The 26,962-nt window shown below is 40.3% G+C and carries 17 protein-coding genes; 3 read left to right on the top strand and 14 right to left on the bottom strand.

Going from position 1 to position 26,962, the window contains the following annotated elements; all coding sequences use genetic code 11:
• Nucleotides 1–72: 72 nt before the first annotated feature.
• Nucleotides 73–822, bottom strand: coding sequence for an ABC transporter substrate-binding protein (locus tag H5183_RS20105; RefSeq protein WP_182732549.1), 750 nt, complete (start codon nt 820–822; stop codon nt 73–75).
• 298 nt (nt 823–1,120) lie between these two features.
• Here H5183_RS20105 and H5183_RS20100 point away from each other — a divergent pair, with 298 nt between their 5' ends.
• On the top strand, nt 1,121–2,626 hold the full coding sequence (locus H5183_RS20100; protein WP_182732548.1) for a DUF2235 domain-containing protein: 1,506 nt from the start codon (nt 1,121–1,123) through the stop codon (nt 2,624–2,626).
• A 52-nt stretch (nt 2,627–2,678) separates the two neighbouring features.
• Here H5183_RS20100 and eat read toward each other — a convergent pair whose 3' ends face one another.
• The 3 genes from eat to H5183_RS20085 are packed head-to-tail and all read right to left on the bottom strand — an operon-like array spanning nt 2,679 to nt 6,400.
• Nucleotides 2,679–4,076, bottom strand: coding sequence for an ethanolamine permease (gene eat, locus H5183_RS20095; RefSeq protein ID WP_220496357.1), 1,398 nt, complete (start codon nt 4,074–4,076; stop codon nt 2,679–2,681).
• A gap of 51 nt (nt 4,077–4,127) precedes the next feature.
• Nucleotides 4,128–4,997: an ethanolamine ammonia-lyase subunit EutC gene (gene eutC, locus H5183_RS20090; RefSeq protein WP_182732547.1), complete on the bottom strand. Its 870-nt coding sequence runs from the start codon at nt 4,995–4,997 to the stop codon at nt 4,128–4,130.
• Nucleotides 4,994–6,400: an ethanolamine ammonia-lyase subunit EutB gene (locus H5183_RS20085; RefSeq protein WP_182732546.1), complete on the bottom strand. Its 1,407-nt coding sequence runs from the start codon at nt 6,398–6,400 to the stop codon at nt 4,994–4,996. The genes eutC and H5183_RS20085 overlap by 4 nt, the downstream gene beginning before the upstream one ends.
• 246 nt (nt 6,401–6,646) lie before the next feature.
• Here H5183_RS20085 and H5183_RS20080 point away from each other — a divergent pair, with 246 nt between their 5' ends.
• Nucleotides 6,647–7,597 carry a helix-turn-helix domain-containing protein gene (locus H5183_RS20080; protein WP_145239807.1) on the top strand — a complete coding sequence of 317 codons (951 nt, stop codon included), beginning with the start codon at nt 6,647–6,649 and terminating at the stop codon, nt 7,595–7,597.
• Nucleotides 7,598–7,620: 23 nt separating this feature from the next.
• On the opposite strand, the gene H5183_RS20075 is transcribed toward H5183_RS20080, so the two are convergent.
• The 10 genes from H5183_RS20075 to H5183_RS20030 form a co-directional block, all read right to left on the bottom strand.
• Entirely contained in the window at nt 7,621–8,331 is a 711-nt protein-coding gene (locus H5183_RS20075; protein WP_182732545.1) for an ABC transporter substrate-binding protein, read from the bottom strand.
• A 173-nt stretch (nt 8,332–8,504) separates the two neighbouring features.
• Nucleotides 8,505–11,132, bottom strand: a complete 2,628-nt coding sequence (locus H5183_RS20070; RefSeq protein WP_182732544.1) for a glycosyl hydrolase family 18 protein — start codon at nt 11,130–11,132, stop codon at nt 8,505–8,507.
• Nucleotides 11,133–11,207: 75 nt separating this feature from the next.
• Nucleotides 11,208–12,803, bottom strand: coding sequence for a lytic polysaccharide monooxygenase (locus tag H5183_RS20065; RefSeq protein ID WP_182732543.1), 1,596 nt, complete (start codon nt 12,801–12,803; stop codon nt 11,208–11,210).
• 58 nt (nt 12,804–12,861) lie between these two features.
• Nucleotides 12,862–16,032 (bottom strand): glycosyl hydrolase family 18 protein, encoded by a 3,171-nt coding sequence (locus H5183_RS20060; protein ID WP_182732542.1) that lies wholly within the window; start codon nt 16,030–16,032, stop codon nt 12,862–12,864.
• Nucleotides 16,033–16,490: 458 nt separating this feature from the next.
• Complete coding sequence (gene arfA / locus H5183_RS20055) at nt 16,491–16,691, bottom strand: alternative ribosome rescue factor ArfA (RefSeq protein WP_149981958.1); 201 nt, start codon at nt 16,689–16,691, stop codon at nt 16,491–16,493.
• A 108-nt stretch (nt 16,692–16,799) separates the two neighbouring features.
• Complete coding sequence (locus H5183_RS20050; RefSeq protein ID WP_182732541.1) at nt 16,800–19,337, bottom strand: TonB-dependent siderophore receptor; 2,538 nt, start codon at nt 19,335–19,337, stop codon at nt 16,800–16,802.
• Between the two features lie 286 nt (nt 19,338–19,623).
• On the bottom strand, nt 19,624–20,274 hold the full coding sequence (locus tag H5183_RS20045; protein WP_182732540.1) for a UPF0149 family protein: 651 nt from the start codon (nt 20,272–20,274) through the stop codon (nt 19,624–19,626).
• Between the two features lie 1,016 nt (nt 20,275–21,290).
• Entirely contained in the window at nt 21,291–22,454 is a 1,164-nt protein-coding gene (locus H5183_RS20040; RefSeq protein WP_182732539.1) for an HDOD domain-containing protein, read from the bottom strand.
• Complete coding sequence (locus tag H5183_RS20035; RefSeq protein ID WP_182732538.1) at nt 22,451–24,454, bottom strand: EAL domain-containing protein; 2,004 nt, start codon at nt 24,452–24,454, stop codon at nt 22,451–22,453. Before H5183_RS20035 ends, H5183_RS20040 begins: the two co-directional genes overlap by 4 nt.
• A 24-nt stretch (nt 24,455–24,478) precedes the next feature.
• Nucleotides 24,479–25,036: a response regulator gene (locus H5183_RS20030; RefSeq protein WP_145239825.1), complete on the bottom strand. Its 558-nt coding sequence runs from the start codon at nt 25,034–25,036 to the stop codon at nt 24,479–24,481.
• A gap of 579 nt (nt 25,037–25,615) precedes the next feature.
• Between H5183_RS20030 and H5183_RS20025 the strand changes: the two genes are divergently transcribed.
• Nucleotides 25,616–26,881, top strand: a complete 1,266-nt coding sequence (locus H5183_RS20025) for a sensor histidine kinase (RefSeq protein WP_182732537.1) — start codon at nt 25,616–25,618, stop codon at nt 26,879–26,881.
• Nucleotides 26,882–26,962: the final 81 nt, after the last annotated feature.

Genomic DNA, 26,962 nt, shown 5'->3' with positions numbered 1-26,962 from the left:
AGGTGGGTGTCTTTATTTATTTAAGTGGGTGTCTTTATTTATTTAAGTGGGTGTCTTTATTTTTTTTATTAGTTACTCTGGCTGTGCTGAGGCTAGATGTTCGTAACGGGCTAATATTTCATCATATTCACCTGAGCGCTTTATTTGCTCTAGCCCTTTGTTGAAGGAGGTTATTATATATTCAGCATCGGGATGCTCTTTACTGATCCCTATATGAAGAGGGTGCTTAATTAAAGCTGGTTGCCAAATTGTTAGCTCTGTTGAGTAACCATTATTTTTCATTTCGAACCATGCTGCGTATTTATCAACCAGAGCAATATCAGCGCGATGCTTTTTTACATGCTCAAGACAACTATGGACATTAAGTAAAGGAACGATTGTAAGCCTATCAATAGACTGTAAATACTCATGATATCCGTAACCTCTAATTGTACTGATTGTTAAGCTTTCTAGGCTGTGAGGGCCTTGATAATCAAGCTGCGACTTAGTATTACTAATTATGCTAAGTTCATTAGTAAAGTAGGGCTGGCTAAATAAAATTGTTTTAGCACGATTTTCTGTCCACCATAATGCAGGGATCAAATCAATTTCATTATTTTCTAACATTCGCATTGCACGACTAAATGGCGCTATTTTAATATCGAATGCAATATTCTGGCTAAAAAATGCAGCACGTACAAGCTCAGTAGTCATACCCGTTCCATCAGCAAATATGTAGGGAGGCCATTCATTATGAGATCCTACTAAAGGCTGTGTTATTGAATTAGAAAGCGCAGCAGTACTTTGTATGCATAACAGCAAAATAATAAAAAATTTAGTCATAGCAACACGATACCTTTTATCATGCCTACCTAAAGATACACAATAATACATTTGCTCTAGGCAAATCTGCGTAACTTAACTATTTAACCTAAGGCTTAATGGCAACTTGAACTTTGTAACTAAACCAGAGCTTCAACTGTTTAAGCTTAGACTACATTTGACTATATTATTTTCAATCTATAAAAAAGTATTGCCTAAAATAAATAACAAAAATCCTTATTGCATATTTGAGTGGATTGTCTTCAAATTTAAATAATTTACCTGTAAGTTATAAAAAACCACATAAAGGAATGATGCTATGACCGCGAAAACGCTGATTTTCAACTTTGATGGCACAGGTAGTGAGCCACGTGATGCTGAGCAGTTCAGCTCTGCGCATTTTAAGGAAGATGCAAGCATTTCGAATATTCTCAAACTTCATTTATTAATGGGTGGCCAGTTAAATAACGAGCCCGTTACTCCTTTTACTAATCAACTTAGCTTCTATTACCAAGGTATTGGAACTCAAGGAAGTCGTTTAAAGCGATTCCTCAATCAATCTTTCGCACCACGCGATGACGATGTTGCCAGTATTTTAAATCATGCTATAAATGATTTTAAGCGCTACTACAAAACTGGCGATACATTGTTACTCACCGGCTTTAGTCGCGGCGCTGCGTTAGCACGACGTTTTGCAAAATGCTTAGAGCCGCTCATAGATAATAACGTTTATTTATGCGTATTTGATACTGTGGCATCCATTGGTTTATCCAAAGTCACCAAGGCCACCCGAGGCGCTGAGCATGTTATTTTTGAAAACCATACTTTAGCGACCAACATAAATCAGGCTCTGCATTGTGTGGCACTGGATGAAAAGCGTCGAGCTTTTGAACCTACCCTTATAAATCATCAAAACAATGTACATGAAATATGGTTTGCAGGCGCGCATTCCGATATCGGTGGTGGCTATTATCGAGATGGGCTGGCGGATATTTGCTTACGCTTTGCAATGGAGTGGTTACTTGAACTGCCTGTGGCTTTATCCTTTTTAACTAGTCAAGCAATCGAGTATTCATCGTTATTTCCTGCGGATCAAAACAGTTTTATCGCCCAAGATGATATGACCATCACCCCAGATCCTCTCGCGTTAAGCCATCAACAGAATTATTTTTGGTTTAATCCTTTATTTAAACTGATTGATCGTGAATGTACCGTGCTGGTTGATGACGAACAAAGTAAGCTGTTACCCATTATCCACCACAGTGTTGCTACACGTATCAATCAATTAACCAGTTATCGTCCCGAGTCTTTAAAAAACCTTAGTTATCTACTGCTGTATGCAGATCAAACTACGCTCAGTTTTAACGGCTTGTCTGCCCATATTGCTTTAAAAAATCAAAACATGTCAGTGTTACAAATTGGCCAAAGCCAAGATGTGTTGGTTTATGCCGCAGAGCAATACAATGCAACAGGACTAATGCTTGAACAAGGGGCTACTTATCGCTTTAGCCCTTACCCAGAACAACTTTGGTATGACGATGGCGTAAAATGTGGGCCACAAGGTTGGCACCGAGATAACCTACAGTTGGGTGTAAAAGAGATCCCCATGGCATTGCTCGAACCCTTTCGTCGTTTACCACATGCAAACTGGTTTGCCTTAATTGGTGCTATTGCCCATAGCGATAATGATGCTTTTGAGATTGCCGATGGGGGTGAATTTAAAATGACTCACTCAGGAGAATTTACGCCTTTTGCAAATGATTTGGTGCGTTTTTATGGCGCTAATGCTGGGCGTATAAAAATAAACGTGACCCGCCTTGGTTAATTGCATTATTAATAGGCCGTGCTAACGGCCTATTGATAACATTAAACTATCACTATTTTGCACTTAAAGCGGCTTCAGCTTCAGCCAACATAGCAAACTCTTCATCGGCACTGTGTGCGACTAAGTGCTTACTACTGTATGCAAAGTAATAAATCGCTCCGATCACAAATAGCACCACAGTAAACAAGAATGCACGAGGATCAAACGCGTATACCCCAGTTAAAGCCACCAAAGATAAGACCAGCGCAATTGCTGAGGTTATCATGCCACCTGGCGTTTTATAAGGTCGTGCGAGTTCAGGCTGTTTAATACGCAGTAAAATATGGCTCAATGCCATCAATGCATACGAAACCGTAGCGCCTACCACGGCCATCGCCAGCATTAAATCACCTTCACCACTTAATGATGCTAAGAAGCCAAAAATACCCGGCACAATTAAGGCACGTGCCGGCACTTTTCGTGAAGTTGTAACCGACAAACTTTTCGGAAAGTAGCCCGCTCTAGAGAGCGCAAACACTAACCGACTATACCCATAGATAATCGAGAAAAACGATGCCACTAAACCCGCTAAACCTAATATATTAACGATTGTTGCTAAGCTTGCATTCCCTGTTACGTTTAGCGCATCAACTAACGGCACGGCACTAGCGCCCATTGCGCTGGCACCACCGGCACCAGGGATCAATACTACGACTAACAGAGCAGTAAACAATAAAAACAACATTGCACCTATAATTCCTTTTGGCACGTCTTTAGCTGGATCTTTGGCTTCTTCTGCCGCTAATGGTACGCCTTCAACGGCTAAAAATAACCACATTGCAAACGGCAATGCAGCCCACACGCCATACCAACCAAAGGGCAAAAACTCGGAGGCTCCTGCAGCATCGGTGATGGCAATATCAAACAATCGCGACACATCAAAATGTGTAAATAATGCGATCGCAGTGGCTATAATGGCAAAAACCGCTAAGCCACTTATCACCATCATCACTTTTAATGCTTCACCCACTCCCGCTAAATGAATACTGATAAACACAATATAGAACAGCGCATACACCCATGGACCATTAAAACCCAGTAGCGCTTCGACCGCCGAGCCAATAAAAATAACAATCGCAGCGGGTGCTAATGCATACTCGATTAACACGGCCAAGCCGGTCAAATAACCACCAGCAGGGCCCATTGCCTGACGCGCAAAACTATAGCCACCACCCGATGCCGGAATGGCCGCCGACATTTCTGCTAATGACAAAACCAAAGTTAAATACATCACCGCCATTAATACTGTGGCGACAGCAAAGCCGCCCCAACCAGCTTCTGCAATACCAAAGTTCCAACCCGCAAAATCCCCAGAAATAACATACGACACTCCTAATCCCGCCAATAAAATCCATCCCGCGGAGCCTCGTTTTAACTGTCTTTTTGCAAGGTACTCTTTATTATCTGACATTATCTTCTCCTGCTATTTATTGTTGTAATTACATTATGTTTTCGTTGTTGATTATTCTGATAGTAAAAAGTTTGTTGTTTGCGTTTGATGCTCTATCACATCGTCTTGACTGCGATCTTTTAACCCCACCCCTGACAGGTTTAAACGTTTCGCTTCTTGTAAAAGATATAAAGTCCGTTGTGCTGCATCCTGATATGACAGCCCCGCAGGACGAATATTAGAGATACAATTACGACAAGCATCATTCAGCCCTGTTTTTGGCTGCCAAGTTAAATACAGCCCTAAACTATCTGGAGAACTTAGCCCTGGCCGTTCACCAATTAATACCAGCACCACCTTGGCATTAAGGAGCTCACCTATGTCGTCGCCTATCGCCACTCTACCTTGCTCAACTAAGCTGATCGGTGCCAAACGCCATGGCTCTGGTTGTTCACGCAGTATCGTCAGTAACTGAACAAGAAAAGGATGGGCATTTTTTTGTACTGCTAAAGACGATAAACCATCAACAATAACGATTGCGATATCATGGTGTAACTCAGTGGCTGTAGCCGATTTACTCATATAATTGCTTAGCTGATCGCGCGATGCTTGATCCAGTTTTCGACCCAGATCAGGGCGTTGTAAATAATGATTGCGATCCACGGCTTGGCTATGTAAATGCAGTGGTGACGCGCAAAAATCCTCTAGCTGTTCACTTAACGCAGCTAAATCCAATGGAAAATTAACCGCATCTCGTGCTTGCGCATGGGAGAGTTGAAACGCCAACATTTCAGCCGTAGGAAGACTGATCCCAGCGCGCCCTAAACCAATGCGTGCATCGGTAAAGCTGCGTAGTTGCCGCCATGGGTTATGCACCACTTTGCCATTATCTTGATGTTGTTGCTGTATTTGCTGTGCCGTTTTGGGAGATGAGTTTTTCATGGCTGTCCACCACTTAAAGCTTTCAAAGAACGCGCAAATTGTGACGGTAACGTGTCAGACAAAATATGCTGCTGGGTATCTGTCATAATGTTCATTTTTGCCAGCCAAAGTTCGAATTCAGGTGCTGGACGCAAACCTAATACCCGCCTTGCATACAGAGCATCATGAAATGAGGTGGTTTGATAGTTAAGCATAATATCGTCAGATCCGGGGATCCCCATTACAAACGAACACCCTGCTACACCGAGTAAGGTCAGTAAGTTGTCCATATCATTTTGATCTGCCTCAGCATGGTTGGTGTAGCACACATCACAGCCCATAGGCACACCCAGTAATTTGGCACAAAAATGGTCTTCAAGCCCTGCTCGAGTAATTTCTTTGCCATCAAATAGATATTCCGGGCCAATAAAACCCACTACGGTATTGACCAGTAACGGTTTGAATTTTCGCGCTACGGCATAAGCACGGGTTTCACACGTTTGTTGATCAAGCCCATGGTGGGCATTTGCTGATAGCGAGCTGCCCTGCCCCGTTTCAAAATACATCACATTATTGCCTACTGTTCCGCGTTTTAAACTTTGTGCTGCATCTTGCGCCTCAGCAAGTGTATTTAAATTAAAACCAAAACTTGAGTTAGTCGCCTCAGTCCCCCCTATAGACTGAAACACTAAGTCAACCGGCGCACCGGCCTCAATACATTCAATAGTGTTAGTTACATGCGTGAGAACGCAGCTTTGAGTCGGGATCTGGTATTTTTCAATCACATCATCCATTAACCGCATTAATTTAATCGCTTGTGCAACATTATCAGTCGCGGGGTTGATACCAATTACGGCATCGCCACTGCCATACAGCAGCCCATCTAAAATACTCGCGGCAATGCCATTTACATTATCTGTTGGATGATTAGGCTGTAAGCGTGTTGATAAGTGGCCAGGTAAGCCAATGGTATTTCTAAATGCAGTCGTGACATGGCACTTTTTGGCAACTAAGATCAGATCTTGATTACGCATTATTTTACTAACAGCAGCAGCCATTTCGGGGGTAATACCCGCTCTGATTGTCGCTAAAACATGGCTTGTTGCGTGATCACTCAGCAGCCAATTACGAAAATCACCTACCGTTAAATGTGCGATTGCTGCAAATGCGTTAGAGTCATGTTCATCTATTATTAGCCGAGTAATTTCATCGTCTTCATAAGGGATTAAAGCATCGTTCAAGAATGTTTTTAAAGGGACTTCTGCCAGCGTCATTTGTGCCACGGCTCGCTCTTCGGCAGAACTGGCAATAACACCTGCCAAGCTATCACCAGAGCGCTGCGGGGTCGCTTTAGCCATTAACTGTGCGAGATTGTTAAACTGGTAGGTTTTACTTCCTAACGTGTATCGATACGATTTACTCATAAACTTACCTTGCTGACAAAATGTGTGTTAAAAAGGATAGGCACAGCTATTGCTTTTACTACAATAAAAAACAATAAATAAAGCAATAAACAGTGCAACGATTCTTTTAAGGTAGCTTATAGCGTACCAAGCAACTATCAAATTTTGGCAAAAGTTATTTAAACAATATAAATCAAATAGTTAAAATTAAAAATCGGACAACTACTGTTTGCTTGTAATAATTAGCCTGGGGTGTAATACGCAACTATGCAACATAATTTACCGACAAATGCACCAAGTAAGTGCACTTTAGCTACGACCGATGTGGACCAGCAGGCGGGAAACCTAACAAACTGGCAACAAAAATATGATCAAGTCAGTGATGGCCGCTTTTATGGCTGTATTGATGAAGTGGCTTATGATGGTTTGCAAGTGTTTAAAGAATATACCCAGTGCGCATTACGACAACAGTGTAAAGTATGGCCAAATGCGTTATGGCTTGGTATTCCGGTAAACGCACAAAACAGTAAAATTAACGGTCTCACCATCGCTGATAATCAATTAATGTGCCGCCCAAGTGATTGCAACTTTGAGCTGATCACCCCTGAGCAATTTAATATTTATGGCATGGTGATCAATCAAGATACGCTTCATCAAATTGCTCAGCGACAAGGGTTGTCACTTCAGGGCATTTGTGAACATGGATCACCGCGTATTACAACATCACCACAAACACTGCAACGTGCTCGTGAATGCATTGAACAAATCATTTATGCTAATGGCGGTGGAGCAAGTGCGGCTTTACAACACGATATTTTATTAAGTTTAGTGCTGCATTTACTGCAATCACAACTCCCCCAGCAAAAAGTAACCCCAAGTTATAAACACCGTAAAAACGTTGTTGATAAAGCGAAAGAATTTATTCACGATCACCCAGACAACATAGTGACTATCACCCAATTATGTGAGTTTACCTACGTTTGTCGACGGACTTTACAATACAGCTTTGAAAGTATTTTAGGCATCAATCCGCTGCGTTTTTTACGCATGACCCGGCTTAACCAAATACGCCGTGAACTCAGTGATCCGCAACAAAATAAACCCATTTCAATGATTGCCGCCAATTGGGGCTTTTGGCATCCGGGCCAGTTTGCTAAAGACTATAAGCAACTATTTGGCGAAAACCCTTCAGACACAGTAAAACGTGCGCAGCTTTAGTGGTATCAATTATAGCTAGTTAATTAATAGGTATAGCTGGCAATTATTTGCTTGATATTCGATTGCATATCAATGATCGCTGCATTAATGGAGCGCACATTGTCCATCGTGACCGTTTTTTTACTGAGCATAAAATGGATTGGATTATCATGAATAACATAAGGATGCAGTGTAATACCGGGGATTTTTTCTTGGCTTATGAGGTATAACCCAGATATTTCATCATCAATCATAAAATCGACGCGTTTAGCTTTTAACATATATAGCCGATGCTTGAGCAAAGGTACTCGTACAAGTAAATCTTTATTGTTTGTGACTTTGCTTAGCTGCTCAAATTCTTTACCATAATAACCACCATTATTTACGGCTATGGTTTTTTGTTGCGCCAACAGGCTGGCTAAATCGTGTGTTAGATACTTAGTATCTTCATACCAGAACAGCCGCATTTTCTCACGTCTATATGGGGTTGAAAAGTGACTATATTGGGCACGTTGTTGATTGAAACTCGCAGCAGTTAATATATCCACGCGGCCATTTTCAAGCTCGACCAAACCGCGCTTTGATGACGGCAAAGGCACAAACTTACTACAGAATCCAGCATGCTTTAACACCAAACGGCTGATCTCTACATCTATTCCTGTAAGAGCCTGCTCACCATCAAAGACAAATGGTGGCCAAGGTAATATCACCCCTACTTGCAGAGTTTTTTCGCAGCTGTTACTAATTGGACTCAATAATATCAGAAATAAATAAATGTATTTGATAACTACAGCCTAGTTAAATTACAGACCCTTTTTACAGTATGGTGCATCTGACTCGAAAAACCAAAAAAAGCAGCCCGAAAGCTGCTTTAAGTAAATTACATATTAACCTTATTACCTCAAAGTAGGCTTGGGTAATAGGCTAATTAAAGTAATTTCCATACGCCTGCTACGCCTGGCTCATTTCCTTGAGTCCACCACTTAGCTTGGTATTTATTGCCTTGGTGCATTACTTCATCACCGCTATTATAAACAGCCGCAGATTGCCAAACTACTGAACCAGTATCATCTACTGGTGGAGTTGTTGCTTCCCAAACGCCACCTAAATCAGGACGATTACCTTGAGTCCACCATTTAGCTTTGTATGTAATACCGTTATAAACAACAATATCGCCGCCAACATATACCTTACTGACATCCCACGTATCACCTGTAGGAGGCGTTGTATCGGTGTTAGTTACCGTTACAGTAAAGCTTTGAGTGGTAGCAACTTGGCCGTCACTTACTGCCACAGATACTGTCAAATTAGTATCAGCATCGACTGCGCCCGCCGTAAGATTAACACTGGCACCACTGCCAACTAATGTAAGACCTGCAGGGACATTCCATGTATAAGTCAGTGCGTCGTTTTGCGCATCAGAGGCAACAACCGTTACTGCTGCAGAAGCGCCTTCTTCAACAGTGATATCAGCAATCGCATCAACTGTCGGTGCAGTGTTGTCACCAGTTGTTGGCGCGATGACATTAACCACAACACTTTGGCTTACCGTTGCTTTGCCATCAGTTACACTGACGGTTGCCGTAAACTGGCTGTCTTGGGTTACGTCAGGTGCAGTAATTGCTAATGTATTTGTAGCACTACCAGATACCGTTAATTCAGATGATGCAGTCCAACTAAAAGTTAGTGGATCATTATCGGCATCTATTGCTGAAGCACTGACAGAAACACTTTCGCCAGCGTTCACGGTTACAGTGCTTGATACTGATAACACTGGTTTTTTATTACTTGGTGGTGTAACAACTCCACCTAAGCCATCGTGCATAGCATTGAGAATATCGCCATTATCGGCATCAATTTCCCATGCAAATAACCCACCTAAGTTATATTGATTAACATAAGCACCTTTAGCTATCACTGACTCACGGCTATCGTAAGTAATTAGTTTACCTGTGGCGCGATTCCACACATACGCAGCTTGCGCTTGGTCATCGTAGCCTACTTCAAAGCCATTAACACCAGTGCCTGCAGCACCAATCATATGAGTTTTGATGCCTTTATAATCAATAACGCCATCTTCCCACACGCCTTGTGCTGTTGAGCCTTTTAATGGACCGGAGCCTGTTGCTGTCATAGGGTTACCATCAACAGTGGTACCTGTTGGATAAACACCTTCCCAACCACGGCCATACATAGCAGTACCAACAACAATTTTTTTCGAGTTTACATTTTGTTCTAATAATAACTGTATTGCGTTATCTGTTGTATAAGCAGGGCCTTTACGTGGCTCACCGTTTTCATCTACGCCCGTACCATTACATTGCCCTACGCTCATATGCTCACCACAATAAAGCGCAGTTTGATGGCCAGTTACGCCACTCCATGCTCCATAAAAGTCATAAGTCATAGCGAAAATATAATCCATGTATTGGCTAGCGGCTTGGTAGTCAACGTCTTCAATTTTATCGTAACCAGCGCCAATTGCTGACGTAAGCTCATAAGTACGGCCTGTTTCAGCTTCAAGCTTATCAAGCATAGCGCGCAGCTCTTGCATTAACGCAACGTATGCAGGACCATCATTTATCGGATCGCCAATATCTGGGTTAGGGCCGTCACCACCAGGAAATTCCCAGTCAATATCAACACCATCGTAAAACTTCCAGGTTCTTAAAAACTCTTCCATTGATGCTACAAAGGTGTCGCGGTTAGCTTTATTAGTAAAACCACCAAATGGATCAGAAAGCGTCCAGCCACCTACTGATGGTAAGATTTTAAGATCCGGATAACGCTGCTTAAGTGCCATTAACTGTGAATAAGTACCACGGATTGGATCTTTTGCATCCACACCTGGCAATGCTTTTTGCACAGCGGCCCATGGATCGTGGATAACCACTTCATAATCAGCAGAGCCAGCACAGGCTGTTTCAAGTGCTTGTTTAGGGCTGCCAGTTAATGATGCATTTTCACCACAAATTGGAATAAAGCCATATAAAATGTGACTTAAGTTTTGTGCCGGGATATTTGTAACATCATAATCTCGTCCGTAAATACCCCACTCAACAAAATAAGCACCGGTCACTAACCCTGCTTTGGTACCAATATCACGGTTATTAGGATCAACATCCATCGGCAGTGGCGCTAAGTGCCCGCCGTCGGTATCTGCAATCACGATTGGCTTACCAGCACTGCGTGCACAAGTAGTACCGCCTTCGCATAGTTCTACATATAATGTATGGCGACCAGCTTTGTCATAAGGGAAAGAAATAGTCCCGGTCTTAGAACCTGCAGCAAGTGTACCTTCATTTACCAACATATCATCAAAGTAAACTTTGTAGCTGTCACCACCGTCACCGCTCCATGCACTCCATTGAATGTTGATAGCAACTTCATCAACACGAGTAACAAGTTGTTTATATGATCCATTACCTTCTAGATCCACTTCAACAAAAGAATACTGTTGCGGTTCCCAATTAATACTTGGTGTAGACGGTGCTGCAACGGCTGTACTTGCAAATAGAGCAACGCCAATGGCTGCTGTTAACTGTTTAATATTCATATTTCTCTCTTATCCATTATTTATTTAATTATTTAATTATTTAATAAGTTTGAACTACAAAACTTAGGCTTCTGATTAAAGTTTGGTCCATACATTGGCTTGTCCAGGTGTATCACCTTGAGTCCACCACTTAGCGCTATAGCGCTGTCCTTGATAGGTTACTTCAGCACCACTTTGATAGGCTTTACTTACATTCCAATCGTTATTCATACCCGGTTGTGAATCGCTTTGCCATGCATTAGAACTATCAGGTTGCTGACCCTGACTCCACCATTTCGCGGTATAAACAACACCTTGGAAACTGGCTTTGTCACCGGCTTGATAAACTGCACTACTGCTCCAAGCAGCAACATCAGGATCAGTGATAACGCTGTCATTTACAGTGACTTTAAAGCTAGTTTGAGTACTTAATTGACCATCCGAAACCGAAACCGACACGGTATAATCTGTGCTTGTTGATACCTCTGGCGCACTAATCACCACGTTTGCGTCACCACCGGTAAAGCTCAGTGGTGCTGGCACTGACCAGCTGTAGTTCAATTGCGTTTGTTCATCATCAAAAGCATGAAGGTGTACGGCTGTGCTGGTGTTTTCATCGACAACTAAATCATCCAAAGTATGTACAATTGGCGCAGTATTAGTGGGAGCGCTTTGCACACTTAAGGTATAAGTGTAATTTTCATTACTGCTATACACTTGATTAGTCAGTACATCAGTACTGTTATAAACCACGTCACCGGCTTGATTTTGCACGCCAATTTGTACTAAATGGGCATAATCTAAGTTCAGTTGTTGTGCCAGTGCTTGCTGCCAACTCGCTTGATTCGCAGCGGTCACTTTTAATTGCTGATTGATAACCTCTTGGCCATTTTCATCAAATAAACGTGCCCAAACAGTGTCACCAGCAATGGCACTTTGTCCTTGACGAACAAAGTAACCAACACTTGACCAAACACTCGGATCCGTCGGCCCTGCGTCTGTCACAATATTGATATCGCTACAGTTATAGAAACCTTCCCCCACCACATCAATACGTTGCCAACGGCTATATAAAATAGCATCGCCGCTGCGCCCTTGTGGAATAGCAACATTCATTTCGTAATAACGCTTTCCATCGGTATCTTTGATAACGTCAATATTTTCATGTTGTTGAACTAGCTCTAAGTCAGCCCAAGTCAATACATCTGTTGCTGCATTAAAGCTTGGTTTAGTTAAATAAAACTGCCAAAAACTGGGATTATGCGGCGTTGCTGCTAAGTAACGAATTTGAATTTCACCATTGGCATTAGGTACCACATCACTGCGTTGCCAATGCGGCGAAGGTAAATCCATACCACGCTTTGCGTTGTCACCACCGGCACATAACGACCCATTTGGTACCTTAGCCTCTACCGCGGCTTGATTTAAGTAGTCCGGTGTATTAACTGAAAACTCAATATCTTGTACAAATTGCACTGTACCCGACTCTAAAAATGCGGCACGACAAGCAAGGTTTGGAATATTAGTGCCATCTTCGGGCCACCAATACCCACCATCGGCTTGGCAAAAAGCTTGCCGCGCTTTTGGGCTATCCATATAACCATGAGCATTCACTTGCGCTGGCATAATTGTTAGTAATACGCTGCTTGCCACTGCCGAGAGTGATAAAGTTTTAAATTTAATAGCTATCATTGTTTTGTCCTTGAAAAGCTGAAATTTTGGGACAAGCAAACTTGCCCCTATTATTTACTTACAGACTACAACTTTTAGTCCAGTCAGCTGTTGCTCCAGGTTCAGAACTTGTCCACCACTTCGCTTTATAAACGGCACTGTTATGAACCATTAAGTCACCGCCTGCGGCATGGCTTGGATTGCCTGCCCAGTCTTTTTGAGGGAAGTTTGGATATACAGGGATTGAGCTCACAGCCACACCTTCACACATACCAGATGTATCGCCACCACCATTACCAGGATCCGTGGTGTCGCCGCCACCGGTAGTTCCATCAGGCAATTGTGGGTATTCAAATTTGAACGCGTAAACTTTGCCATCTTTTTCTATAGTAAAGTTACTAGGACCGGTAATTGGCATGTAATACATAACTTGCGCATTGACTGTTTTGCCACCACTGAAGTCTTTCGGTTGACCGCCCCATTCATTGTTCAGAGTGATTGAAAAACGGTGGAATTCATTTTCATACCCACCAATGTTGTTACCTGCTGCATTTGAGCCATTTACTTCAACTGCCATGCCCAATTTTTCTTGTGCGTTCCAGTTAGATTTAAAAATAGCCGAGGTTGATACAGATACATCAAACGAAATTTTCGCACCGCTTAGATCAATATTGGAGTTATTAGTAAACGCAAATGTTGGGCTAATTGGGTAGTTATCATCACCAATTGGGAAGTCTTTTGCTGCAAACGTTACATCTACCGCTTCAGTTGGTACAACAAAGTTTGGATTACCTGGATGAGTGTCGTACGCCACACCACTTTGGTTAAACTTGTCATAAGCCAAAGTTGTTAAGGTAGAACCCATGAAGTACTCACCTTTTGCTGAGTCAAAATCATAATCACCAGCAAGTTCCCAAAACATGATACCGCCAAGGCCATTGTTAATTACGTAATCAACTTTAGCTGCCATAGACTGCTCATCTTCAATAGATAGGAATACTTTTTTCTCTGAGTTCCATAACCAAGGTGCAACAGCAACGCTGTCATAGTGACGTGTATAAGTACCCGTTAATTGATCATCAACATCAGTCTCTGGTGTTAAGCCATACACACCTAAGTACGAACCAACAATGCCGTTCTCAAGATTTTTAACATGCCACAACGGGTTAGAACCTGCTGGCATTTCTTGTCCTGCATCGTTCTTATCATGCCAAAGATTATCAATGCCTAATGCGCCATTGCCACACTTGTTCTTTTCGCCAACGCCGGTACCTGTTGCGCAATCTGCTTGATTAGGTAGTGCAGATTGCCCCCACAGCCCATTAGTACCCCCGCTGACATCTTTAAAACCACGGGTATAATAAGGAATACCAATATTGATACGCCCTGCCGATACTGCGCCGCGGAAATAACGTACCGCCCAATCAGTATTTAAATAACCAATCCCTTCAAACTCTTTAGTGCCATATACATTCCACTGCGCAAGCTCGGAGTCAAGACCGGTATCAAATAAGGCAGCGTTGTGGCCAACATGCGAGTTCCATGCTCCATGTAAGTCGTAAGACATGATGTTAACGTAATCGAGGTATTTAACCGTTTGGAATGTTTCCATACCACGAAGTAAATAACCTGAAGAAGGCGATGCAATTGTTAGTAAATAATGTTTACCCGCTTTTTCACCAGCACGGTCTAACTCTTCGCGCAGCTTTTTCATTAGTACTTGGTAAGATGCATTTAAACCTGCACGACGTGCATTTGAAATTGGGAAATCATCAGGGTGACCTGAATCTTTCATTGATGATGGGTATTCATAATCAATATCAACACCATCAAAACCATATTTCTCAATGAACTCGACTGAGCTTTTTGCAAAGGCATCAATGCCCGCTTGATTAACTGAACCATCTGCATTGGTCGTCATGGTATAAAAACCACCACTTTCAACGCGGCCCGTTTCATCAAAGAAACCACCCGTTTCAGCCCAACCACCTACAGATACTAATGTTTTAACGTGTGGGTGTTGTTTTTTGAATTTGTTTAAAAGATTGAAGTGACCTTTATACGAGAAGCTTGGGTCCATTTCGGCACCTACCACTCCTGGCCATTCCATATTTGTAGCTGGATTACCGGCTGCATTTGGATCGCCAATCGATACTTTATTATTGGCATCAACATGGGCAAACGCATAGTTGATATGAGTTATTTTATCCCATGGAATATCATTTACTAAATAGCTCGGTTGGCCATTTGCGCCATTGCGCCAACTGGTAAAATAACCAATTACACGACGCGGATGATCAACACCCATTATCTCACGACCATCTGCATCATACACAGTACAATACGGCGTATTTACACCTGGTGTTTGATATAACCCCTGCGGATGACAATCAGTTCCAGTCACTGGTCCGGTATTTTCTTCAACAACAGTAAGCACCTTTGTTACTTGGGCTGTTGCGCCTTCGTTATCAGTTACCGTTAACGTAAAGGTTGCCTGACCAAGCGCTGTTGCTTGCCAAGCATAACTGCTTGATGCCGTACTTGCTTGGTGCACATCAGCACCATTAACCGCAAAGTTAAGTGCCGTTACTTGACCATCACTGTCAGTACCTGCAAGAGCAAACACCACTTGTGAGCCAACCGTTAATTCTGTTGGTAAACTACTGAAACTAATTGTTGCCACCGGTGCTTGATTAACCGGATCCACGATTTCAGTAACGCTGATCGTATTGATCACTTGCGAAGATTGCGCGCCGTCGTCATCGGTTGCTACTGCACTCAACTGATGAGTGCCGACAACCGCGGGCCAATTAGTACTAAACGGTGCGCTACTATCAGTTGCGATTAATGCACCATCAACAAAAAACTCAACTTTTGTCACAGAACCATCTTCATCGGTTGCTTGCGCAGTTATGACAACGCTGTCTTTATCGGCAAATTGAGAATTATTTGCAGGAGTTAATACTGTAATATTGGGTGCCTGATTCTCAGTGACAGCGCTGTCACAAAAACCCAAAAGTTTCCATTCTTGCCACGGGCCTGAATTCTCTAAAGGGTTTGATTGTGTCCACCACTTTGCCTCATATGCACTATTTTGTGTGTGTACTTGGCTGCCACCGCTGTGAGTTTGACCCGTTTGCCATTGCGTTAATACACTACAGTCGACTGCTGCGTGCACACTTAAGCCTACAAAACTGAGTGACACCGCACTTAGTTTGAAAGCATTTTTTATTGTCATTTGTGAGCTCATAGCTCCTCCGCCCAGGGTTAAATATAACATTAAATTTACAACTCAGTTTAAAAACTACCACAGTTAACTCATACGTCAACTTAATTTGGATATGTGATGTATAGAAAACAGCCATTTTATTAACCAAAAAGGACTATAAATTATATTTTTTATCAGCATTTAACATCAAATAAAAACCATGCAGTTTAAAGAATGGGTAATTTCGCACACAAAATATGAACACAAGGTTAATTTATGGTTACATTTTATTTGTGAGTATCTTCGCGGGCTCTAGCAAGTTTTACGAAAACGTAAACGTGAGTGTGAATAGGTATAAACAATAAGGTGGTAGACTATATAACCAAAAAACCTCGATTAGAAAAAAATTATCTAAGCGAGGTCTTATAAAAATTTCTGAGCTTGCTATTTTTTATAAAAAATAGCGTTTAGAACAAAAGCCCTATTTGATCACAACGTCATTAAGCGGCGATTAAATAGGACTCTTGTCCTGCATGCTTTTTGTTGCGCTTGTAAGCACCTTTACCTTTTTTAGCAGCTACAATTTGTGGTTTAAAAATTTTCGATGTCACTAATGCGGCTAATGCATTATCGCGAATAACACCCCGACCTGTATCTACTGATGTTGTAGATTTAGTCACTTTAGAACGACGTTTACTCATTTATTTTTCCTCTTTAAAAGTTTTGCGATTGTATGCTTGATATAAAAAAACACAAGCATTTTAAATCAAAAAGCCCGCTTATTTGCGGGCTTAATAACAACTATAAATTTAGAAACTAAAACTTACTTTTGCGTAATAACTTCTGCCATCAAAGCCATAAGGCAATGCACGTACAGGGTATTTAAATGCGCCATTGGTGATAAAGTTTAGTACTTCGTCATCACCTAGTTCATCTGGCGTTTCGTCAAATACGTTATCGGCACCAACCGAAAGCACAAACATATCATTAATTTGGTAGCTAACATTTAAATCAACTAACACTGCTGATTCAACCGTACTAGTTGGTTTGAATGAACCTGTTGGCGAAAGCTCACCCGGTAATGATATATGGTCGTTACCAAAATATTTTACATCAGTTTCGCCAAAGTAATTAAAACGAATTGTTGAAGTGTATGCATCACGTTCGTAGTCAAAGGTAAGTGTTGCTCGTTCACTAGGCTGTCCGTCGGTAAAAAAGCTGCGTTGTAAATCATCAAATGCAACCGATTCTGGAATGCCGTCCGCTGCGTTTACACCATCAATTTTAGTATCGTTTAAGTTACCCGCAAAAGTAACACCAAAGTTACCGCCTTCTACATAGGTACGATATGATGCAATTATATCAACGCCTTGAGTGGTTGAATCAACTGAGTTCGAGAAGTAGTTAGCTTGTACAGCGCCGGTTGCTTGTAAAGCAGCAACAGCCTCAGAGCTAAACGATACATCGTCAGCCGTTAATAAACTGCCAAGTGTAATACGGTCTTCAATTTCTACGCGGTAAAAATCAACCGTTAACGAAAGTTCGCTTGTGACATCGTAAACAAAACCAGCACTGTAGTTTGTCGATGTCTCAAGCTTTAAGCTATCTACACCTAGTGCACTTGGGAAAGCAGTGCCCGTATTTGCAGTAAATGATTGCGTTAACGTGCCGTCGGATCCTAAGTTAGTAGTAAATGCTGTATAGCCACTTTGCTGCAGCGAAGGGGCCCTAAAGCCAGTAGATACCGCACCACGTACTGCAAAGTCATCGTTAAATTCATAACGCGTTGCTAACTTACCAATTAAGTCATCTCCAGCATCAGAGAAATCTTCATAGCGAAGTGCACCACTGACGTTCCATGCATCAGTAAGCATAGTTTCAACATCTACGTAAAATGCGTAGCTGTTACGGTCGCTCTGATTTGCAGCTTCTGGACGCAAACCGTTATAAGCTTGAAAGCCACATTGTGCAAATTGCTCAGGGTCGTTCACTGATGGATACGATGTATCCATGTTTGCTAAACCACATGCGTACGAAGCTTCATCACCAGGTACTATCTGGTAATTTTCTTTACGGTACTCTGCACCAATTGTTACATAGAGTGGTTCGCCGCGACCAATGTCCACAATACCATTTACGTCAAGGTTAATTGTTGTTTGATCGAACCTAAAACCACCTGAGTAACCACCACTTGGGCCTGCATTTGCTGCTATATCAGCATCACTTGCCGTTGGGTTATTAAATAAATACTCCGCCGCGTAAGAAGCGTTTAATGTATTGCGTGATGTAAAGTCATATTGGTTTTCACCATAAACTGCCGATACATCGTAATTCCAATCTGGATTAATATCACCTTTAAAACCTAGCGCAATAGAAATATCCTGTGCTTCGTTATAAATGCGCGGTAAAAAACCATCACTGTATACTTGAGTAACATTTTTAGATGCTTCGTTAAAGTTACGGTAAAAACCGTTACCCAGTGCAGTGCGCTCAGAGTAACCACCAAACGAGTAAAGCTCACCGTCGCCCATTGGCAATGCCATATTATAAAATAACGAGGTAAATTCACTTTCCGAATTACCTTGGCCCCAACGAACGTTGTCAGATAATGTACCTGGCTCTACATCAAGCGATCCACCTGTATCGCGCTCTGCGCGGTTAGTACCATCGGCATCACGATACTCAAGAGATAAATTAATAAAACCGCCTTCTGTGCCCAAATCAAAACCGCGATTTAAACCCGCTGAAATGGTATCGCCATCACCTTCAGCTGTTTCACTATATTGTACATAACCAGTTGTTATACCAGTTGAATCATTCAGTGATAAGTTAATGACCCCAGCAATAGCATCAGAGCCATACTGCGCTGCAGCACCATCGCGTAATACTTCAACGCCTTTAAGTGCCGTAAGTGGAATAGCATTCATATCGGTACCCGCAGCACCTGCACCAACTGTACCATTAAGGCCAAAAATAGATTGATTATGACGGCGCTTACCATTTACTAAAACCAGGGTTTGGTCTGGCTGTAAGCCGCGTAATGTTGCTGGGCGAAATAAATCGGAACCGTCAGAAACTTGTGTACGCGAAAAATTAAACGATGGCGCTGTAGCTTGTAAGCTTTGACCAAGCTCGGTAAAGCCACCTTTGTTTAAATCATCAGCGTCAATTAAATCAATGGGTGACGAAGATTCAGTTGCTGTGCGGTTAGATACCCGTGAACCTAAAACGGAAATTTGTTCTATGTTTTTTTCTGCTTGAACTTGTGCGTCTTCAGCCATGACAGCTGAGCTGGTAAATGCAAGTCCTACGGCGATAGCCAATGTATTTAAACGAAGTATTGTCATGTGTGTTGTTCGACCCTGTTGACTCTTCACCTGTTTACTCGATTGCAGTAATAAACAAGTAAATTCATAAAAGTTATAATTAGTGTAATGCAGCGTCATTTACATAATGACGCCTTGACGAACATCCTAGCAACATACACATATAAAAAGAAACATATTTAACTGCGACAATGGTCGATATATGCAAAAATTAGCTAAATTTTCTTCTTTTCCATGTTTTTGATTGAATTTTAAACAAAAAAAAGCATGATTATTCAAATCATGCTGGTTGTTAAAACTATGTTTTCTAGCCTTCTTCTTCCCACAAAGCCAGTTTTTCATCTTCTAGCATCAATGCCATGGATGCAATGCCAGTAAGACTTTCATCTAATCCAGTATACAGTAGTGCAAAGCCTTCACTAAGTACCGCTGGTTCTGGATGCTCTTTGAGCGAATCTGGCCACATCGCAAAAGTGGCTAGTAAATTAAGCGTCGCTTCAAAGTTATCAATAAATAACTGTCCATCTGCCTGATTCTCAACGACCTGTTTATCGGCACTGAGTAAAAAGTTAAAGTCATGCTGCCATACTTCTTGATTCACCATATAAGCAGCTAAATAGCCGACACACCATTGTTGTAGTTGCTCACTCGGCTCTTTAGCATCTTTACCATGAGGGTAAATACTTGCCAGTATATGCTGCTGCGCGACCTGAGCCTCGGTCACATTATCCAGCAGCGTGATCATTGCGTCATGCTCCGCTGAGCTTGTCATTAATCGGGTATAAATAGGGTCATTTTTATCAGCAATATAATTGGCAATTTCTGACTCGCCATAAAATTCCGAGCACGCCAATAACCCACTGATAAAACCAATCACGCTGTCAGTACTCACCACTTTTAGTTCAGGGTGCTGACTTAGATAATCCCTAAGAACCAATTCACTTTTTTCATTAAGCATTATTCACCCTCAAGTTATTATAAAATTCATACCTACACTAACCAACAATTGGCTAATTTAAAAGCAAATTATTACTTAACCTAACTCTGGTTAAATGGTTTTTGCCCTGAGTTAAGGTCGCTCACTCAACACTGGAAAAATACATCGCACACATGTACCTAAACTTACGATAGTCTCAATTTCAATTTTTCCCTGATAATCATTAACCATAGTGTAGACTAATAGTATGCCCGTAGCTGTTAATTGCAGACTGGTTTGCTAATATAGGAGAGATGTAATCTAGTCATAGTTCGTCGCGATCATAGCAACCATTTTCTTAACATAAATTATGGCGCAACAATTTCAAACACAATAAGCGTCGAGTTGCAGCAAAATACAAGCATTTTATTTACCTTACACCCCACAGCTAAATTATTAACTGGCTTTTTACAAAAAATTATCGAGCACTTCCTTTTCAAATAACCTGAGATCACTATAAAAATCCCATCACTTATTAAGCCTTATTAATAACCACAATAAATGATGCTAAGTAATAAAATCGAAAGGTTAAAATATCTGTAGCGTGTAATACCAATCGACTTAAATATTTAACCATTCTAGCGAGCTAAATAAAGCGCTAACTGCGTTATAATTTTTTCAAGTAGAACAACTACATGTCAAAAGTTACGCCTTGTTATCACTGTATTTATCTGTCGCTATAAATGGTCAGTAACTTAACACGATTGGTATAAGTCTTTCGAGGTTAAGTTTACAGCAGTATATTTTTTGCTGATACAGTGCCTGTGCAATGTGGTTGTATCACTAAATAATTGATAAAAAATTAAAAAACGCGCAGCTCAAAATTTCTGCCTAGAACAAATTGGTTTTTCATTACTTACATGGATTTAGAGAAAAGCCGATAACAGAATGCGCTAGCTTTACTTAGTTTTTATTTAGTCTACTAAGTTATCATGCTAATGCCGCGATTGAAGCGCCCCTAGATAGAGCTAATTTGAATCATGAAAGATCAACACTCCCTAGTAAGAAATCAGGTATGTTTTCCAATCAAAACTAGCTAATGCTTGCGTCAAATTAATATCAACATTTTTATCAGTTAATAAAACTTGTAAATTATCTACTGAGCATGCACTAAATAAAATTTTCCTGACTATGTAAAGTAGCTGATTTATTTCGTTAAGCTTGGCTTCTTTTATGCCATTTAAGTCATTACAGCTCATCAATAAAGTACATATTCGACTATCATAACCCCACAATTTCATTACATAAGCAGAGACACTTTGATAATGAGCTAAATCATCCGTGTTGATACCTTCATCATAGCTTTGCGCTAGACTTTGATCCCCGCAAAGCAAAATAACCTTACCGACAAAGCTAAGTATTGCGACAGAAAAAAGTAATTCTTGGTTTTTTCGATTAAACCCAGCATGCTCAGCAAATGTTTTTACACAGCCTGCGTAATTAGACGCTATTTCAAGCTGTCTTTCGTGCACACGAGTAGGTAATACATTACCTACTGCTTGCGACATTGCTAAAGAAGTAACAATCGCTAATAACATAGTGGAGCCAATCCTAGATACGGCTTCATCTATAGAAGATGTTTGTCGCTGAAAACCAAGATAAGCTGAATTAGCAATTTGAAGTAATTTAGCTGTAATAACAGGCTCTTGAGAGACTATGGTGGTTATTTGATGTAAGTTATAATCATCGCTACTCAATACTATTTGTAACTTTTGGAGAAATATAGGACAAACAGGAAAAATCATCATCGCCCCTAACTGACGACGAACATGTTTTTCAAATGGTAAACTCTTTAGCTCGGCAACATTATTTAATAAACTAGTAATGTCTGCACCGCTAAAAGGCTTACTTAAATACGCATGCACTAAATTAGGTTGACGCATTATTGTTGTGTTTGTCATATCCCCAGTTAGTAATGCTCTTACCGGATACGGATACCTAGCAACACATAATTCAAGCACATCCAAACCATTCATATGAGGCATCAAGTAATCACTAATTACTAAATCCACATCGGGGTTGTCTTGTAATAATTGCCAAAACTCATCTAATTCATTGGCAACAAGTACTATTGTGTTAGGAAATGTGCGAATAATTGTCCGCTGTAAAGCTTTCAGTAACAGCGCATCATCATCTAACAATACCACGGTCACTGATGTCATATAGTAATTATCTTGTTAGTTGATTGTATAAATGCGCAGAAATCATCTTCTTCAAGTGGTACTGAAAAGTAGAAACCTTGCACATAATCACAACCTAATGTCTTTAATTTAGAACACTGAAAGGGCGTTTCTACACCTTCAGCGATCACTTTAAGTTTTAGCTCATGGGCCATACGAATAATATTACGCACTAGGCTCTGCATACCAATTGATGAATCGAGATCTGTAATTAGTACTTTGTCTAACTTAAGTGCATCAACCGCCAGTTTAGATAAGTAAGCAAGTGACGAATAGCCAACACCAAAATCATCAATTAAAATCTCAAAACCATGAGATCTTAATTCTGAGAGTTGCTGTTGACATCCAGCAATATCCTCAACTAGGTATGTTTCAGTCAATTCAAAATGAAGTTGTGATGAGAGTAAGTGATGTTTTTTTACACATTCAAGAACAAAATCAACAAAACCTTTGTCTTCTTTTAGCTGCCTACCAGATACATTAATTGCCAGAGGGCAAGACTCAATCCCCTCTTTCATCCAACGGCTAAGTGCTTCGCAACTTTTTTCAATCACCCATCGCCCCAATTCAATGATCTGGCCATCACATTCTGCTATTGGAATAAACTGAGCAGGTGACACCCAGCCATATTTTTTTGGCTCATACCATCGGACTAAGACCTCAGCACCGGCAACTTTTTGAGACGATAAATCAATTTTAGGCTGAAAACGTAGTGTTAATTGTTCTTCAGAAATAGCAGTAAGCAGCATTCTGCTCAGCTCAAACTCTTTTTTATAATCAGCTACTAAATCTGGGTCAAACCTAGTTATAGTGCGGTGTTGTTTAACTATCTGATGCCCCATATTGAGACGCATTTGATTGATAAGTTCTTTCCCGGAAATACCATCTTCTGGCACAAAACCATAAACACCGTATAAATTCAAATCTGTTGTAGCACGAGTTAAACAAAGTAACTCATTGAATTTTTTTATTATTTTTTCCATATAGATTAATAGCTGCGTGTCATTCATAATTCTTGGGATCAATAAAACAAACCTGTCCATATTAAAGTGGCATAGTTTTATTTCATCAGTGAGCGCACCTTCGATCGCATTAACTATATCGTGTATCAGACTGTAAATTTCATGGTGATTAAGTAAATTATTCAATAATGAGAATTGTAAGACCCCTAAATAAACGACAGTACAAGGTCGAGAATTTAGCTCAAAAGAAGTGACTAACTCACAAAATTCATGTTCAGCCATAAGGCTTGACTTTTTAAACCTGAGTTCATTTTTCGGACAAGCTCCCCCAAAAGAAAGCTTGAGAAGATGAGCAAATTGATCCGATAGGTATCGCTCTATTATTATTTCCTTTTCTTCACCCGTTGCAGACACATCGAAATAATTAAGAAACAGTGTTGGACTTTCCTCTGCAAAAAAAGCATCGATAACATCTGTTTTTAACGTCGCAGATAACTCAGAGACATTTCTGCCTTGAAGTTGTTCGATATTATGGATAACTTTTTTTGCATAACCATTATAGCGACCGATTACTCCTTTATCAGTAACTTCAATCAAGGGAGAAACACTACCCAAAAGTATCTGGTCTCGTGTTTTTTGAAAATGATATTTTGAAAATTCAACCAGTGCTTGATGAATATTTGTTAATAAATCATCATCACTCCACGGCTTTTCCAAAAAACGGAAGGCTACACCTTGATTGAGTAATTCAACGACTGATTTAAAGTCTGCATAGCCACTAAGTACCAAGTTAACTGTAGTAGGCCATTTTTGTTTCACTTCAAGTAAAAACTCAGCGCCATCCATAACCGGCATTCTGAAGTCGGTAACTATGACTGCTACACGATTAGTACTCAAATATTCAAGAGCATCTGCTGCACTTGATGCTGTTGCAACATCAAAACCCGATCGAACAAACAGTCGCTTAAGCGATCGTAAAACATTCAATTCATCATCAACCAGAAGAATAGTGTTTATCATTATTTGCTACCTCTGCATCAACGGCTACTTATTAACTAATTTATTAACAATATTTATTAATTCATCGCTAGTAAACGGCTTGCAAAGATAACCATGCGCACCAACTACAATCGTATTCTTTAACTCTTCTTCGTGTACCCCTGATATAACAAGAATTTTAACATCTGAAAATCTTTCCTGCGCACGAATCATACGAATAACTTCTAACCCACTTATACCAGGCATACGTAAATCAACCGTTATCAGATCAGGGTTCTTTTGTTGCAATAAAAGCCCTGCTTCAAAGCCACTGGCAGCTTCAATAATACTAAAATTTTGTTTTTTTAAGGTTCGCTTGATACTTGAACGAACATTGACCTCGTCATCAATAATTAGTACTTGTTTCTGCAAAGATAAGCTATCCGATATTGGCATGTTCTGCTTCTTAAGGAAGTTTATAAAATCAGAAACTTGAACACGGTAATTGCCCCGTCCAGGTAATTTATGACCAACTAATTCACCGGATGCAATCCAGCGACTAACGGTTCTTTGGTGTACATCGCAGTAGCGGGCTATCTCACTTGGCTTTAACGTTTTTAACATCACACAACAACTTAGTATCAATCTATTTAAATCGTAGCACAGCTTTATTACTATTGCGACAAATGAGACAGAAGGGCTATTATTGCTATACAAGTAGAGCCTGACATTAAAATTGGTACACCCAAAGACAACAACAGGCGCACTTTGCAACTTGAATATTAAGGTAACTTAAACATCTAACTAAATGCCGCTGGCTGAATATTTCATCGGCAACGTATTGGACAGAAACATGACGAGATATTAAGCTCAATAAGGACACCAACAGTATTTATGAATATTAAAAAAGGTTGAAAATGTTTTCGATTGAAACTAAGTGCATCCAGAATAAAAAAATAAAGAGTGCGAACATCAATTAACACAAAAAGTATCTGCGATTATTCGTTTAGTGGTATCTAGCGCTGACATAATAATAGGAGCTGTTCTTATTTTTTTTGGTGCTTATAGACGATTAAATAAGTACATAATGCAAGAATTACAACTTGCACACATTCCTTTAACAACAGAATTTCATTTTCGCGACGTAAGCTACTTCGATAGTTATAAAAATAGAAAGTAACTTAATTATATTTGGTAAATACTATGAAAAATAATGAACAGCTATTAGAAAGGATTCATCAACTGGAAATGAAAAATAAAGCTCTAGAGCAAGCAGGGGCTTTTAATACGCTAATATTAAATGGCCTAGAAGCAATATTAGCAAGCTCAATTACTGATGAGTTATTTAAAGATTTTTTCTCTATATTACAACGAACAATATCTTTTTCAGCAGCAATATTAGTCAAATATAATCCTAATACTGAATCCTACTCTATGCTAAAAGCATCAAAGGAAAATGCAGAGAAAGTATTACCTGAATTAATCGCTATTTTGTCGATACAGCCCAACATAAAAAATATATTTGAGTTACGTAAACTCACTAAGTGGCAAATAGATGACCTTTTTTGGCAACAACAACACTCACTATTAACTGCGCCAGTAACAACAAATAAAAAACAATATCAATTATTTGTTTTTTCTGAGAAACAAGGTGCTTTTAATCAAAAAGACGTGAGTTTACTTCAGCAATTTATTAGCTTCACTGGTAATACAATTTCACAATTTGAACAAAAAAGTCTACAGCAAAGGCAGCAAAACATAGAGCAAACGTTAATCAACTCAGAAAAAATGGCTTCATTAGGACAAATGGCCGCAGGCGTTGCTCATGAAATAAACAACCCATTAAGCTACGTTATCAGTAACATTCAGAACTTAGCCCATAATATACAGCAGCACACTAATTTGATTAAAGATTTAGTAAAACCGCAATTTCAAAGTGCACGCGCTATCAACGAACGGCTAGAACACTATCAATTTGATGAATTAACACAAGATACCAGTGATATTTTAAGTGAAATGAAAGAAGGTGCGAATAGAGTCAAAGAAATAGTTCAGAGCCTAAAACTGTTTGCTCATCCAAATCAAACAAAAATAGATGATATCAACCTCACTAGTTTGTTAGAAAACACTCTACGAGTTGCTTGGAATCAAATAAAATACAATGCAACAATTGAAAGATACTATTGCGCAGATGAAATAAAGCTCATAGGTCGTACAACCCAGCTTTATCAAGTATTTCTAAATATTTTTATCAATGCTGCGCAGTCGCTAAGTAATTCTGTAGGAATGATAGCTGTAACCACAACACAAGACTCTTACAATGCTTATATAACAATTAGTGATAATGGTTGTGGGATCCCAGCTGATAAGCTAAATAGTATTTTTGATCCTTTTTTCACAACTAAACCAATAGGTAAAGGGACTGGATCAGGGCAAGATCACGAACTTTACCTTGACTTAAAAGTATGATCTTATACTCCTTTTTCAGGAGCCCCCATGGCTGATATTCAACTATTTAAATATTTCGAATCAATTGATGATCCTCGCCAG

Origin of the sequence: Pseudoalteromonas sp. SR44-8 (assembly GCF_014163635.1) — a bacterium.
Classification (GTDB): Bacteria; Pseudomonadota; Gammaproteobacteria; order Enterobacterales; family Alteromonadaceae; genus Pseudoalteromonas; species Pseudoalteromonas rhizosphaerae.
This window is presented reverse-complemented; position numbering and strand designations above follow the sequence as displayed.

What these genes read in the sequence shown, in the direction of transcription:
- H5183_RS20105 (WP_182732549.1), bottom strand. Translation starts at nt 822, where the DNA reads ATGACTAAATTTTTTATTATTTTGCTGTTATGCATACAAAGTACTGCT.
- H5183_RS20100 (WP_182732548.1), top strand. Translation starts at nt 1,121, where the DNA reads ATGACCGCGAAAACGCTGATTTTCAACTTTGATGGCACAGGTAGTGAG.
- eat (WP_220496357.1), bottom strand. Translation starts at nt 4,076, where the DNA reads ATGTCAGATAATAAAGAGTACCTTGCAAAAAGACAGTTAAAACGAGGC.
- eutC (WP_182732547.1), bottom strand. Translation starts at nt 4,997, where the DNA reads ATGAAAAACTCATCTCCCAAAACGGCACAGCAAATACAGCAACAACAT.
- H5183_RS20085 (WP_182732546.1), bottom strand. Translation starts at nt 6,400, where the DNA reads ATGAGTAAATCGTATCGATACACGTTAGGAAGTAAAACCTACCAGTTT.
- H5183_RS20080 (WP_145239807.1), top strand. Translation starts at nt 6,647, where the DNA reads ATGCAACATAATTTACCGACAAATGCACCAAGTAAGTGCACTTTAGCT.
- H5183_RS20070 (WP_182732544.1), bottom strand. Translation starts at nt 11,132, where the DNA reads ATGAATATTAAACAGTTAACAGCAGCCATTGGCGTTGCTCTATTTGCA.
- H5183_RS20065 (WP_182732543.1), bottom strand. Translation starts at nt 12,803, where the DNA reads ATGATAGCTATTAAATTTAAAACTTTATCACTCTCGGCAGTGGCAAGC.
- H5183_RS20060 (WP_182732542.1), bottom strand. Translation starts at nt 16,032, where the DNA reads ATGAGCTCACAAATGACAATAAAAAATGCTTTCAAACTAAGTGCGGTG.
- arfA (WP_149981958.1), bottom strand. Translation starts at nt 16,691, where the DNA reads ATGAGTAAACGTCGTTCTAAAGTGACTAAATCTACAACATCAGTAGAT.
- H5183_RS20050 (WP_182732541.1), bottom strand. Translation starts at nt 19,337, where the DNA reads ATGACAATACTTCGTTTAAATACATTGGCTATCGCCGTAGGACTTGCA.
- H5183_RS20045 (WP_182732540.1), bottom strand. Translation starts at nt 20,274, where the DNA reads ATGCTTAATGAAAAAAGTGAATTGGTTCTTAGGGATTATCTAAGTCAG.
- H5183_RS20040 (WP_182732539.1), bottom strand. Translation starts at nt 22,454, where the DNA reads ATGACATCAGTGACCGTGGTATTGTTAGATGATGATGCGCTGTTACTG.
- H5183_RS20035 (WP_182732538.1), bottom strand. Translation starts at nt 24,454, where the DNA reads ATGATAAACACTATTCTTCTGGTTGATGATGAATTGAATGTTTTACGA.
- H5183_RS20030 (WP_145239825.1), bottom strand. Translation starts at nt 25,036, where the DNA reads ATGTTAAAAACGTTAAAGCCAAGTGAGATAGCCCGCTACTGCGATGTA.
- H5183_RS20025 (WP_182732537.1), top strand. Translation starts at nt 25,616, where the DNA reads ATGAAAAATAATGAACAGCTATTAGAAAGGATTCATCAACTGGAAATG.